Here is a 13,612-nt window from a genome sequence, read left to right as displayed (position 1 = left end):
AGGATTGTCATGGCTGAATTACTGTTAGGCGTCAACATTGACCATATTGCCACTTTACGTAATGCACGCGGCACCGCATATCCGGATCCGGTTCAGGCGGCGTTTATCGTTGAGCAAGCAGGTGCGGATGGTATTACCGTACATCTGCGTGAAGATCGACGCCATATTACCGACAGAGATGTGCGTATACTGCGTCAAACGCTGGATACGCGCATGAACCTGGAAATGGCTGTGACGGAAGAGATGCTGGCCATCGCCGTTGAGACAAAGCCGCATTTTTGCTGCCTGGTGCCGGAAAAACGCCAGGAAGTCACCACCGAAGGTGGCCTGGACGTAGCAGGTCAGCGTGACAAAATGCGTGATGCCTGCAAGCGACTTGCGGATGCGGGGATCCTGGTATCGCTGTTTATTGATGCCGACGAAGATCAGATTAAAGCAGCTGCCGAAGTGGGCGCGCCGTACATTGAAATTCATACTGGTTGCTATGCCGATGCAAAAACCGACGCTGAACAGGCCAATGAACTGGCGCGTATCGCTAAGGCTGCGACCTTCGCAGCCAGTCTGGGGCTGAAGGTTAATGCTGGTCATGGTCTGACTTACCATAATGTCAAAGCGATTGCACGGATCCCGGAAATGCACGAACTGAACATCGGCCATGCGATCATCGGACGCGCGGTAATGAGCGGCCTGAAAGATGCGGTTGTGGAAATGAAACGCCTGATGCTGGAAGCGCGTGGCTAATGGCAATTCTGGGATTAGGTACGGATATCGTGGAGATTGCTCGCATTGAGGCGGTGATCTCTCGTACCGGCGATCGTCTTGCCAGACGGGTTCTGAGCGATAACGAATGGGCTATCTGGGAAACGCATCAGCAGCCGGTGCGTTTTCTGGCAAAGCGGTTTGCGGTAAAAGAGGCGGCGGCAAAAGCTTTTGGTACCGGTATCCGCAACGGACTGGCGTTCAATCAGTTCGAGGTGTTTAACGATGAACTTGGCAAACCGAGTCTGCGGTTGTGGGGAGAGGCGTTAAAGCTGGCAGAAAAGCTCGGTGTGGCGCATATGCATGTGACGCTGGCTGATGAACGTCACTACGCCTGCGCCACGGTGATTATCGAGAGTTAAAGTTTGTCTGCGTGGTGCATTAATACAAACTTATCCCACAGCTGTTCTTCTGTTTCGACATGTGCCGGATCTTTCAAAATAGTATTGGGGATTGGGCACACTTTCTGGCAGGTCGGCGTGTCGTAATGTCCTACACATTCGGTACATTTGTCGCTGTTAATCTCGTAGATGCTGTCACCCATCGAAATCGCCTCGTTCGGGCATTCGGGTTCGCACATATCGCAATTGATACACTTTTTAGTGATTAACAGGGCCATCAGGAAACTCTCAAAACATCACAAATCGGGCGGGCATTATACGCGCATTCTTTGCTCAGACCAGTTTTTTTACCAACGCTTCGCTGTGACGGATACGCTCCGGCGCGTGCTCCAGATCCTGCTGAACCAGCGCCATAAACAACAAATCGGTAAGCATCATTTGCGCATGAGTGGATGAAATCGCAGCGCTCCGGGTGGCCTGCTCCTCTGCAATGGTGTACAGGCAACGGGTTGCACGTTGCTGCAGAGCATTGGGGGTAAATCCGGTGATGGCGAGGATTTTTGCTCCGGTGCGTAATGTTTCATCGGCAGCCAGATTGAGCTCGCGTCGTTCCCCTGTATACGAAATTGCCAGCAAGAGATCGTTTGGTGACATTGCCTGTACGGTCGCCAGCAAGGCGTGCATATCGCGTTCAACTACCGCATTAAATCCAATCTTCAACAGCTTCCAGGCAAAATTCTGCGCGACCAGACCGGATGCGCCAATACCTGTCAGTACAATGCGACGGGCAGACCGCAGCATTGTAACGCTTTCCATCAGCTTCTCTTCACTGTTGATATCCAGAGTTGCATGCATTGCTGCCACATTCTCTTTAATCAGTTTATCTCCGACCAGAAGCATGGGATCGTCACCGCGGATCTGATTGTGCACTGGAACAGAATGTGGATTGGGATTACTGGCCAGCGCTTCGCTGATCGCCAGTTTTAGTGCCGGAAATCCTTTGAATCCCATTTTCTGTGCGAACTTCACGACGCTGGACTGGCTGACGCCTGCCTCGCAGGCCAGTTGCTGTGAGCTGAGATGACGCGCATCATCCGGATGAGCAAGGAGGTAATCCGCAAGCTTTTTATCGCTTTGCGCGAGATCCGGGTAACGCTGACGAATGCGAATCAAACAGTTCATGCTGTCTCCTGGCGAAAACGTGATGGCGATTACAAAACAAAATTTCACTCGCCTGGGTGAATATAATATTCCATTATGGCGGATTATTATGAATTAAAAATTCCTAAGGAACAAAAAATGAATCTCGGTGCGTTAGTGTCAGAAACCCGCAATCCACAGACGATGGATCTCGATGCTTTATCCACGCTTGAGCTGGTTCATCGTTTTAATCAACAGGATACGCTGGTAGCGGAAGCAGTAAAAGCAACGCTTTCTGAAGTTGCGCATGCGGTCGATGCGGCAGCTGACGCGTTAAAAGCAGGCGGGCGGATTATTTACATGGGGGCAGGCACCAGCGGTCGTCTTGGCGTGCTGGATGCTTCTGAATGTCCACCGACCTTTGGTGTGCCACATGATCTGGTTGTCGGGCTTATTGCCGGAGGTCCGGGCGCGTTGCTGAAGGCGGTTGAAGGCGCAGAAGATAACCCTCAGTTGGGCGAAGATGATCTTCGGGCACTCAATCTTCGCATGCCGGACCTGGTTGTTGGTCTGGCGGCGTCAGGACGTACGCCGTACGTGATAGGCGGTCTGCAATATGCTCGCAAAGTGGGATGCACGACGGTGGCGATCTCCTGTAATCCGGATTCCCCTGTCGCCCGTGAAGCTGATATCGCCATCTCTCCGGTTGTAGGTCCGGAGGCCCTGACGGGGTCAACGCGTCTGAAGTCAGGTACTGCGCAAAAGCTGGTGCTCAATATGATCTCCACCGGGGCAATGGTGAAATTTGGCAAGGTATATCAGAACCTGATGGTGGATATGAAAGCGACCAACGTCAAGCTGGTAGACCGGGCGTGTCGCATGGTGGTGGAAGCTACCGGCATTGCGCGTGAAGAGGCCGAAGCACTGCTGAAACAGACTGACTTTGATGTTAAACCCGCCATACTGATGGCGCTAACCGGGTTGGATGCAACCGCAGCCAGAGCCAAACTTTCCGCTCACCAGGGTTTTTTGCGCGCGGCGTTAGAACACTAGAGGTGCATATGGACAAAACGGCGGTTCTTGCCAGCGACATCCTGCTGGGGATTGGCGGAGAGAAAAATATTCTGCGCCTGGAAAACTGTATGACGCGCGTCAGGGTGGAAGTGCAGGATGACGACCAACTGGACATTTCCCGGCTGAAGCAGTTACCCGGTGTCAGTGGCTATGTGAAGCAGGGGGCGCAGCATCAGATTATTGTTGGTCCCGGTAAGGCCGCCAAAGTGGTGGATGCCATGCGTTCTCTGATTGCTGATGACGGCGAACGTCCGAATGTAAATGACATTGAACGCACGAAGTCTCAGGTGAAAGCGAAGTACAAAGCGCCAATGAGCGATGCGCTGCGCAAGCTGGCGAATGTCTTTATTCCGCTGATCCCGGCGTTTATCGCCTCCGGTTTGATTACCGGCATCATTAACATCCTCAAACGACCGGATATTGTGGGTGATTTTGCTACTCACTATCCGAATATGCTGGGGTTGATGGGTATCTTCGGTAGCGCCGTATTTGCCATCATGAACATCCTGGTCGGGGTAAACACCGCCAAAGTGTTTGGCGGTTCGTTAGCGATGGGCGGCGTAATGGCTGGGATCCTCTCCAGTCCGCAGCTGGCACAGATTACTCTGTTTGGCGAAGCACTACAGCCTGGCCGCGGTGGAGTTATCGCGGTGTTGTTAGTGGTCGCGCTGATGTGCTGGATTGAGCGTAAATTTCGTGAGGTGCTGCCGGGCTCGTTGGAGCTTATCCTGAACCCTTTGCTGACGACTATCATCACCGGGACAATCGCGATTGTGGCACTGCAACCGCTCGGTGGCTGGATTTCGGAATCCATTGCTCATGGCGCATCCTGGGCTATCGATCGCGGCGGTTTCCTCGTCGGCGCGGTACTGGCGGGAACATTTCTACCGCTGGTACTCACCGGTTTGCATCAGGGGCTGGTGCCCATCCATGTTGAGCTGGTGCAGGCACATGGCTATAACGCGCTCTTTCCCATTCTGGCGATGGCGGGAGTGGGGCAGATTGGTGCCGCGATTGCTGTTCTGATGAAAACCCGTAACGCACGGCTGAAAAAAGTGATTAAAGGTGCGTTACCAGTAGGATTACTGGGGATCGGTGAGCCGCTGATTTTTGGTGTGACGTTGCCGCTGGGTAAGCCATTTATTGGCGCTTGTCTTGGCGGAGCGGTCGGCGGGGCGCTGATCAGTTACTGGAAGGTCGCGACGGTTATTACTTTTGGGATCTCAGGATTACCGCTGGCTCTGACGATTGTTGCCGGAAAAGTGATGTTCTATCTGTTAGGCTATCTGGTAGCGGTTATCGCCGGGTTTCTTTTTACCTGGCTATTGGGGTTCAACGATCCAGAGGAATAAGGTTTGACCAATCACGAGCGTCGCGTTGTCTTTTTTGATTTGGATGGTACGTTACACCAGCAGGATATGTTCGGCAGTTTTCTGCGCTACCTGTTACGTCGCCAACCGCTGAATGCGTTGCTTGTGCTGCCCCTGCTACCGATTATTGCGCTGGGGTTGTTGATTCAGGGGCGCGCCGCCCGCTGGCCGATGAGCCTGCTCCTTTGGGGATGCACTTTTGGTCGGAGTGAAGCGCGCCTGAAATCCCATCAGACCGATTTCGTGCGCTGGTTTCGACAGCACGTAACGGCGTTTCCGGCCGTGCAACAGCGTCTAACGACTTACCTGTTAAGCTCTGACGCTGATATCTGGTTGATTACCGGATCCCCAAGGTCACTGGTCGAACAGGTCTACTTCGACACCCCATGGCTACCGCGCGTTAATCTTATCGCCAGCCAAATTGAGCGGGGGTACGGCGGTTGGGTGCTACCTCTGCGCTGCCTGGGCCATGAGAAAGTGACGCAACTGGAACGTCATATTGGCGCTCCGCTGCGCCTTTACAGTGGCTATAGCGATAGCAAACAGGACAATCCGCTGCTTTCATTTTGCCAGCATCGCTGGCGCGTTACGCCACGCGGTGAGCTTCAGCAACTCGAATAGAGTAAACGATAGCGTCTGTGTATAATGCGCCCGCTTTGATTACCGGAGTTCTGCCTTTGTCTGATGTTGAATTTAGCCATGAGTACTGGATGCGCCACGCCTTAACGCTGGCTAAACGCGCCTGGGATGAGCGGGAAGTCCCGGTAGGTGCGGTATTAGTACATAACAATCGCGTTATTGGCGAAGGCTGGAACCGGCCGATTGGTCACCATGATCCAACAGCCCACGCTGAAATTATGGCGCTGCGTCAGGGCGGTCTGGTGCTACAAAATTACCGCTTACTGGACGCCACTCTGTACGTCACCCTGGAGCCGTGCGTTATGTGCGCTGGCGCGATGGTACATAGTCGTATCGGACGCGTAGTATTTGGTGCGCGCGATGCGAAAACGGGGGCCGCAGGTTCGCTGATGGATGTGCTACATCATCCGGGAATGAACCATCGGGTTGAGGTCACTGAGGGTATACTACGGGATGAATGTGCCACGCTGCTTAGTGATTTCTTCCGTATGCGTCGTCAGGAAATCAAAAACCTGAAAAAGTCTGCAAGTGAGTGATTACGTGTTCCAGCAAGCCGGATGCGGCTATTTTTCCTCTTTCTTCTGTGAGGAAAACAGCAGTGAAGGGGAGTGCGTCAGGTAATTAGACGATGTCTGAGACAGAAACGCAGAGAGAGGAAATTTCTCCTGGTCTAATAATTCTGCCAGAGATACCGCCGGGTAATCCTGTGCCAGTTGCTGCGTTTCTGTCGCCTGTTTTTCTTTCTCTTGCAGATATCCCACCAGGCTTATCTGGTATTTACGAATATTTTCTACATATGCGTAGGCTTCGTGGCCACGAGCATAGCCATACGTCAGCTTGTTGTAATATGGCTTCTGGCTGAGCAGTGGCAGGCGTTGCTTCACATCGGCCCAGCTGTCCGGGTTGCCTTTGGTTTTAACCGTTAACGCCCGGGCATCCAGCATATGTGCATATCCCATATTATATGCGGCAAGCGCAAACCAGATGCGCTCTCCTTCCGGTACGGTATCCGGCACTTTACTCATCATGTCCTGTAGATAACGCGCTCCACCGCTGATGCTCTGTTCAGCGTCGGTCCGGTCGGTCAGCCCCAGGCTTTGGGCGGTATTTTTGGTTAACATCATCAGGCCACGTACGCCGGTCGGGGAAGTAGCCTGCGCATCCCAATGGGATTCCTGATAGGAAATAGCCGCCAGCAGCCGCCAGTCTATCTCCTGTGCATATTTTTCAAACAATGGTTTGAGATCCGGCAGTACGCTATCTACAGCGCGTAAAAAAGTGCGAGTATCGACATAATCGAAATCATCGCCATGTCCGAGATACTTTTCTTCCAGTCGCGCCAGTGAACCGTCTTCATTAATAGTGTTAAAGAAATCCAGCAGGGCAGCGGAGAGTGTGTTGTCGTCATCCAGAGGACTAAACCAGGTTACTGGCTGTTCGTCTGAAACATCCAGCGCCACGGCAAGCTCCGGGTGCACGCGTTGGTACAGGCTGATAGCGACTGAATCGGCAATGGTATAGTCGAGCTTACCGGAGATGACATCATCAAGCAGTTCTGTCGTTCCTTTTTTGTCATCGATCTTCCAGCTCAGTTCGGGAAATTTTTTCGCTTTCAGCTGCTGCAAATCATTCACCACGACATGTCCGGGGGCGATAGTCAGCTGATTTTCATTCACGCTGGCAAGGGTGCGAGGGCGATATTTTCCGACCCGATACACCAGTTGCTGCGAAACCGAATAGTAAGTCGGACCCGGCTGGTAGTTTTTAACGCGTTCGCTGTTATAGACCAGGCCTGCGGCTAACAGATCGGCATCGCCGTTATCCAGGTCGTCAAAAAGTTGGCTGATATTCTGACGTACAGTGACTTTTAACTTCACCCCTAAATAGCTGGCGAATTGTTGGGTCAGCTCATAATCCAGACCAAAGGTTTTCCCGTTAAGGGTGGAGTGCGTTAAAGGCGAGTCGATTGTACTGACGCGCAATTCTCCCCGAGCTTGAATCGCGGCGATACGATTGTCGGCTTTACCGAACCAGGGGATAGATGGCCAGAGGGCCGCTGCCAGCAGCAGCGTCAATATGCCGATGAACAGATAATTAATCTTTAATTTTTTCAATTAGTTAATTCTCTGAATCGTGCGTAATCTTAGCCTGCTGTGATATTGATTAAGAAGTGAAGTAGTCATTAATGAGCGGCATTTTGCTTAAACTTGCGCCAGTTGGCAACTTATTCAGAAAACTGACCGCATTTGATGATAAGAGAAAGTCGTGATTTTATTTCGACGCAAACGGTTTCGTCTCCGCGGTAGATTCTTTATAATGACGCCCGTTTCCCCCCTTGCGCACACTTATAAGCGCCTCAGGCGCTTCGAAGACGAGAGACTTATGATGGAAATTCTGCGTGGTTCGCCTGCACTGTCTGCATTCCGTATTAACAAACTGCTGGCGCGTTTTCAGGCGGCCAATCTTCAGGTCCACAATATTTACGCCGAGTATGTCCATTTTGCTGACCTGAATGCCCCGTTAAACGAGGATGAGCATGCGCAACTTGCACGCCTGTTGAAGTATGGTCCTGTTCTTCGCAGCCATGTCCCTGAGGGCAAACTGCTGCTGGTAACGCCTCGCCCTGGCACCATCTCCCCCTGGTCTTCTAAAGCGACTGATATTGCCCACAACTGCGGTCTGCAGCAGATTAGCCGTCTGGAACGTGGCGTCGCCTATTATGTAGAAGCCTCTACGCTGACTGCAGAAGAGTGGCAGGACGTTGCTGCCGTACTGCATGATCGCATGATGGAAACGGTATTCTCTTCGCTGGACGAAGCAGAAAAACTGTTTGTGCATCACCAGCCGGCACCGGTTTCTAGTGTCGATCTGCTGGGTCAAGGCCGCCAGGCGCTAATTGACGCTAACCTGCGCCTGGGTCTGGCGCTGGCGGACGACGAAATTGATTATCTGCAGGATGCGTTTACCAAACTGGGACGCAATCCGAACGACATCGAATTGTATATGTTTGCGCAGGCCAACTCTGAGCACTGCCGTCATAAAATTTTTAACGCCGACTGGGTTATCGACGGAAAACAACAGCCGAAGTCGCTGTTCAAGATGATTAAAAACACCTTCGAAACCACACCGGATCACGTGCTGTCTGCTTATAAAGACAACGCGGCGGTGATGGAAGGTTCTGAAGTGGGCCGCTACTTTGCCGACCATCAAACGGGTCGCTATGACTTCCATCAGGAGCCGGCACATATCCTGATGAAAGTAGAAACACACAACCACCCGACGGCGATCTCGCCATGGCCGGGCGCGGCGACCGGTTCCGGTGGCGAAATTCGTGATGAAGGCGCAACCGGACGCGGCGCAAAGCCGAAAGCGGGCCTGGTTGGTTTTTCCGTCTCCAACCTGCGAATTCCTGGCTTTGAACAGCCGTGGGAAGAAGATTTCGGTAAACCAGAACGTATTGTTACCGCGCTGGATATCATGACCGATGGTCCTCTGGGGGGCGCGGCGTTTAACAATGAATTTGGTCGTCCGGCGCTGACCGGTTACTTCCGTACCTACGAAGAAAAAGTTAACAGCCACAACGGCGAAGAGCTGCGCGGTTACCACAAGCCAATCATGCTGGCCGGTGGGATCGGTAATATCCGCGCCGATCACGTACAGAAAGGTGAGATCGTCGTGGGTGCGAAACTGATCGTCCTCGGAGGCCCGGCAATGAACATCGGTCTTGGCGGCGGTGCGGCCTCTTCGATGGCTTCGGGCCAGTCCGACGCCGATCTCGATTTTGCTTCCGTGCAACGTGACAATCCGGAAATGGAACGTCGTTGCCAGGAGGTTATTGACCGTTGCTGGCAGATGGGCGATGCCAACCCGATTCTGTTTATCCACGATGTGGGGGCAGGCGGACTGTCTAATGCTATGCCTGAGCTGGTCAGCGACGGCGGGCGCGGTGGTAAGTTTGAACTGCGTGATATCCTCAGCGATGAGCCGGGCATGAGCCCGTTGGAAATCTGGTGTAACGAATCTCAGGAACGTTACGTGCTGGCGGTTGCCGCTGACCAGTTAGCGTTGTTTGACGAGCTGTGTAAGCGTGAGCGCGCACCATATGCAGTGATCGGTGAAGCCACCGAAGAACAGCACCTTTCTATGAATGACCGTCATTTTGACAATCAGCCGATCGATCTGCCACTCGATGTATTGCTCGGCAAGACACCGAAAATGACCCGCGATGTACAGACGCTGAAAGCGAAAGGCGATGCGTTAAATCGAAGCGATATCACGATTGCAGATGCGGTCAAACGCGTGCTGCACCTGCCCGCAGTTGCAGAAAAAACTTTCCTGGTGACAATTGGCGACCGTACCGTTACCGGCATGGTTGCACGTGATCAGATGGTGGGGCCGTGGCAGATCCCGGTCGCGAACTGCGCGGTGACGACTGCCAGCCTTGACAGCTACTATGGCGAAGCGATGTCAATCGGCGAGCGCGCACCGGTTGCGCTGCTGGACTTCTCCGCTTCGGCACGCCTCGCGGTAGGTGAAGCGCTGACCAACATTGCGGCAACGCAAATAGGTGATATCAAACGTATCAAACTGTCCGCAAACTGGATGGCGGCCGCCGGTCACCCTGGTGAAGATGCCGGGTTGTACGAAGCGGTAAAAGCGGTAGGGGAAGAATTATGCCCTGCACTTGGTCTGACCATCCCGGTGGGCAAAGATTCCATGTCGATGAAAACCCGCTGGCAAGAAGGTAACGAACAGCGTGAGATGACCTCGCCGCTGTCGCTGGTGATTACCGCTTTTGCCCGCGTGGAAGATGTGCGTCATACCATTACACCGCAGCTCTCGACCGAAGAGAACGCGCTGCTGTTGATTGACCTGGGCCTTGGCCACAATGCACTGGGTGCGACATCACTGGCGCAGGTTTACCGCCAGTTGGGTGACAAACCGGCTGATGTACGCGACGTCGCGCAACTGAAGGGCTTCTATGACGCCATTCAGGCGCTGGTGGCGCAGCGTAAGCTGCTGGCCTACCATGACCGTTCAGACGGCGGTCTGTTGGTGACTCTGGCTGAGATGGCATTTGCCGGTCACTGTGGTATTCAGGCTGAAATCAGCACACTTGGCGATGACGCTCTGTCTGCTCTGTTTAATGAAGAGCTGGGTGCAGTGATTCAGGTGCGTGCGACAGATCGCGATGTAGTAGAGGCTGTTCTCGCAGCTAACGGTCTGACAGATTGTGTACATTACCTCGGACAGGCAGTCGCAGGTGATCGTTTCACTCTGACAGCCAACGGCCAGTCCGTATTCAGTGAAAGCCGCACTACGCTTCGTATGTGGTGGGCAGAAACCACCTGGCAGATGCAGCGTCTGCGTGACAACCCGGAATGTGCCGATCAGGAACACGATGCCAAGGCGAACGATGCGGATCCAGGCCTTAACGTAAAACTGTCGTTTGATATCAACGAAGATGTTGCCGCGCCGTATATTGCCACCGGTGCGCGTCCAAAAGTGGCTGTGTTGCGTGAGCAGGGTGTTAACTCCCACGTTGAGATGGCCGCGGCTTTCCACCGTGCTGGCTTTGATGCCATCGACGTTCACATGAGCGATCTGCTGGGCGGACGTATCGGCCTGGGGAATTTCCAGGCGCTGGTTGCCTGTGGCGGTTTCTCTTACGGTGATGTACTGGGTGCCGGTGAAGGCTGGGCGAAATCAATACTGTTCAACAACCGCGTGCGTGATGAGTTTGAAACCTTCTTCCATCGCCCACAGACGCTGGCGCTTGGTGTATGTAACGGCTGTCAGATGATGTCCAACCTGCGCGAATTGATCCCGGGTAGCGAACTGTGGCCGCGCTTTGTACGTAACCACTCTGATCGTTTCGAAGCTCGTTTTAGCCTAGTGGAAGTGACGCAAAGCCCGTCTCTGCTGTTGCAGGGAATGGTCGGGTCAATGATGCCGATTGCCGTTTCTCATGGTGAAGGGCGCGTGGAAGTACGTGATGATGCACATCTGGCGGGGCTGGAAAGCAAAGGTCTGGTAGCGCTGCGCTATGTTGATAACTTTGGCAAGGTGACTGAAACCTATCCAGCGAACCCGAATGGTTCGCCAAACGGGATCACTGCGGTGACGACCGAAAATGGTCGTGTGACGATTATGATGCCGCATCCGGAACGAGTATTCCGTACTGTGAGCAACTCCTGGCACCCGGAAAACTGGGGCGAGGACAGCCCGTGGATGCGTATCTTCCGCAATGCGCGTAAGCAACTCGGCTAATCTTAACGATAGACATCAAGCCCCTCTTCGTGAGGGGTTTTTTTTGTCTGGTCCAGTTGAGCGACGTAAATCCTGTTAGGGGATGAGGCGTTTACACCTCCAGGGTGTCGGCAAATGCCGACAATGGCACGACCGGGGTGTCGCCTAAAAGAGACATTTAATTAATTGATTTATATATTATTTATTTTTTAGTGTTATATGTGTTGCTAATTAGCGACAAAAAGTGCAAAAAACAGACGGAAGACTTTTTAGCATATTTAAACATATTTCCTATATTTATCATCGTGTTAATAAAATGTTTTGATTATTGGCACAGTTGCTGCATAATAATAACCAGTGGCTCATTCACCCTCTTATGTCAGCCCCTTCGGGACGTGCTACATAAACTTCGAATGACGCACAACAAGGTGCCTGCCGTCCAACTTCTGATATTAGCGTTGCTCATATCAATCTCCGGGCGAAACGTCGAGTTAGGCACCGCCTTATTCCACAACAAAGCCGGGTTAATCCCGGCTTTGTTGTATCTGGCGTTTCCCTCAGTTAGCATCTTCTTATTCGTGTCCGTTGAGGTAACGCCTTGAAGCGCTGGTCTGTTTTCCCCCGTTCTTTACGCCAGTTGGTGACGTTGGCTTTTTTGCTGATCCTGCTGCCTTTGTTAGTGCTGGCCTGGCAGGCATGGCAGAGTCTGAACGTGCTTAGCGCCCAGGCTGCGTTAACGAACCGAACGACGTTGATTGATGCCCGACGAAGCGAGGCGATGACCAATGCGGCACTGGAGATGGAACGTAGCTATCGGCAATACTGCGTGCTTGATGATCCGACCCTGGCGAAGGTCTATCAAAGTCAGCGCAAACGCTACAGCGATATGCTGGATGCGCATGCGGGCGTTTTACCGGATGACAAACTCTATCAGGCGTTGCGCCAGGATTTAAACGACCTCGCACAGCTACAGTGTAAAAATAGCGGCCCTGATAGCGTGGCGGCGGCACGACTTGAAGCTTTTGCCAGCGCCAATACGGAGATGGTTCAGGCAACGCGTACGGTGGTTTTCTCTCGTGGGCAACAATTACAACAAGATATAGCGGAGCGTGGGCAGTTCTTTGGCTGGCAGGCACTGGTGCTGTTTCTCGTCAGCCTGGCGATGGTGTTGCTGTTCACGCGGATGATTATCGGACCAGTCAAAGGTATAGAACGGATGATCAACCGCCTGGGGGAAGGGCGCTCGCTGGGTGATAGCGTACTGTTCACCGGCCCTCGGGAACTGCGCTCGGTTGGTCAGCGAATTATCTGGCTGAGCGAGCGCCTTTCATGGCTGGAGTCTCAGCGGCATCAGTTTTTACGCCACCTTTCACACGAGCTGAAAACACCGCTGGCAAGTATGCGTGAGGGAACAGAACTGCTGGCAGATCAGGTGGTTGGTCCTCTGACGGCGGAGCAGAAAGAGGTTGTCGGTATTCTGGATGACAGCAGCCGCAATCTGCAGAAACTGATTGAGCAGTTGCTGGATTACAACCGGAAACTGGCTGATGAGGTGATTGAGCTTAAGAACGTTGAGATAGCGCCGCTGGTGGATGGCGTTGTTTCTGCACATAGCCTGCCCGCTCGCTCAAAAATGATACATACTGATGTTGCGCTGGCTGCGAGTTCCTGTCTGGCAGAGCCTGGGCTGTTAATGAGCGTGCTGGACAATCTTTATTCCAATGCGGTGCACTATGGGGCTGAATCCGGTACCATTTGTATCCGCAGCAGTTTGCATGGCTCTACGGTATATATAGATATAGTGAATACCGGCACACCGATTCCAGAAGCAGAAAAGACCATGATCTTCGAGCCTTTTTTCCAGGGGAGTCATCAGCGGAAAGGGGCGGTAAAAGGAAGCGGGTTGGGGCTTAGTATCGCCAGAGATTGCATCCGCCGTATGCGGGGAAAACTGTATCTGGTCGATGATAATGCGCAAGGTGTTTGCTTTCGCATAGAACTGCCGCTATCTGCAACGAAAAAACACTAAAATCAACCTAA

General features: G+C 52.9%; 11 protein-coding genes. 8 read left to right on the top strand and 3 right to left on the bottom strand.

Translation table 11 applies throughout. The features are described from left to right. Positions 1-9: 9 nt before the first annotated feature. The gene (pdxJ, locus tag LG384_RS17250; protein ID WP_048220795.1) at positions 10-741 is read left to right on the top strand and encodes a pyridoxine 5'-phosphate synthase; all 732 of its coding nucleotides are present in this window, start codon (positions 10-12) and stop codon (positions 739-741) included. Next, the gene (acpS, locus tag LG384_RS17245; protein WP_045446261.1) at positions 741-1,121 is read left to right on the top strand and encodes a holo-ACP synthase; all 381 of its coding nucleotides are present in this window, start codon (positions 741-743) and stop codon (positions 1,119-1,121) included. Before pdxJ ends, acpS begins: the two co-directional genes overlap by 1 nt. Here acpS and LG384_RS17240 read toward each other — a convergent pair. Together LG384_RS17240 and LG384_RS17235 are read right to left on the bottom strand one after the other, a co-directional pair. After that, on the bottom strand, positions 1,118-1,378 hold the full coding sequence (locus tag LG384_RS17240; RefSeq protein ID WP_003037590.1) for a YfhL family 4Fe-4S dicluster ferredoxin: 261 nt from the start codon (positions 1,376-1,378) through the stop codon (positions 1,118-1,120). The genes acpS and LG384_RS17240 overlap by 4 nt on opposite strands. A gap of 55 nt (positions 1,379-1,433) precedes the next feature. Further along, a complete protein-coding gene (locus LG384_RS17235) occupies positions 1,434-2,282 on the bottom strand; it encodes a MurR/RpiR family transcriptional regulator (RefSeq protein WP_045446258.1) in 849 nt (282 codons plus the stop codon). Between the two features lie 117 nt (positions 2,283-2,399). Between LG384_RS17235 and murQ the strand changes: the two genes are divergently transcribed. The 4 genes from murQ to tadA are packed head-to-tail and all read left to right on the top strand — an operon-like array spanning position 2,400 to position 5,859. Next, complete coding sequence (gene murQ / locus LG384_RS17230) at positions 2,400-3,293, top strand: N-acetylmuramic acid 6-phosphate etherase (protein ID WP_225761273.1); 894 nt, start codon at positions 2,400-2,402, stop codon at positions 3,291-3,293. 8 nt (positions 3,294-3,301) lie between these two features. Next, positions 3,302-4,666 (top strand): PTS transporter subunit EIIC, encoded by a 1,365-nt coding sequence (locus tag LG384_RS17225; RefSeq protein ID WP_045446252.1) that lies wholly within the window; start codon positions 3,302-3,304, stop codon positions 4,664-4,666. Between the two features lie 3 nt (positions 4,667-4,669). After that, the gene (gene yfhb, locus LG384_RS17220) at positions 4,670-5,305 is read left to right on the top strand and encodes a phosphatidylglycerophosphatase C (RefSeq protein ID WP_045446249.1); all 636 of its coding nucleotides are present in this window, start codon (positions 4,670-4,672) and stop codon (positions 5,303-5,305) included. Between the two features lie 17 nt (positions 5,306-5,322). Next, positions 5,323-5,859 carry a tRNA adenosine(34) deaminase TadA gene (gene tadA / locus LG384_RS17215; protein WP_075261753.1) on the top strand — a complete coding sequence of 179 codons (537 nt, stop codon included), beginning with the start codon at positions 5,323-5,325 and terminating at the stop codon, positions 5,857-5,859. 27 nt (positions 5,860-5,886) lie between these two features. Here the strand turns inward: tadA and mltF are convergent, their stop codons facing one another. Continuing rightward, on the bottom strand, positions 5,887-7,437 hold the full coding sequence (gene mltF, locus LG384_RS17210; RefSeq protein ID WP_048220800.1) for a membrane-bound lytic murein transglycosylase MltF: 1,551 nt from the start codon (positions 7,435-7,437) through the stop codon (positions 5,887-5,889). A gap of 268 nt (positions 7,438-7,705) precedes the next feature. On the opposite strand from mltF, the gene purL reads away from it, so the two are divergent. Both purL and qseE read left to right on the top strand, forming a co-directional pair. Further along, a complete protein-coding gene (purL, locus tag LG384_RS17200) occupies positions 7,706-11,593 on the top strand; it encodes a phosphoribosylformylglycinamidine synthase (protein ID WP_225761272.1) in 3,888 nt (1,295 codons plus the stop codon). Positions 11,594-12,170: 577 nt separating this feature from the next. Then, positions 12,171-13,601 carry a two component system sensor histidine kinase QseE/GlrK gene (gene qseE / locus LG384_RS17195; protein ID WP_045446234.1) on the top strand — a complete coding sequence of 477 codons (1,431 nt, stop codon included), beginning with the start codon at positions 12,171-12,173 and terminating at the stop codon, positions 13,599-13,601. Positions 13,602-13,612 lie beyond the last annotated feature (11 nt).

The sequence above is a fragment of the Citrobacter sp. Marseille-Q3906 genome (assembly GCF_916618775.1).
In the GTDB taxonomy this organism is placed as follows: Bacteria; Pseudomonadota; Gammaproteobacteria; order Enterobacterales; family Enterobacteriaceae; genus Citrobacter; species Citrobacter murliniae.
The sequence above is the reverse complement of the archived record's forward strand: the minus strand, read 5'-3'. Positions and strand labels throughout refer to the sequence as shown.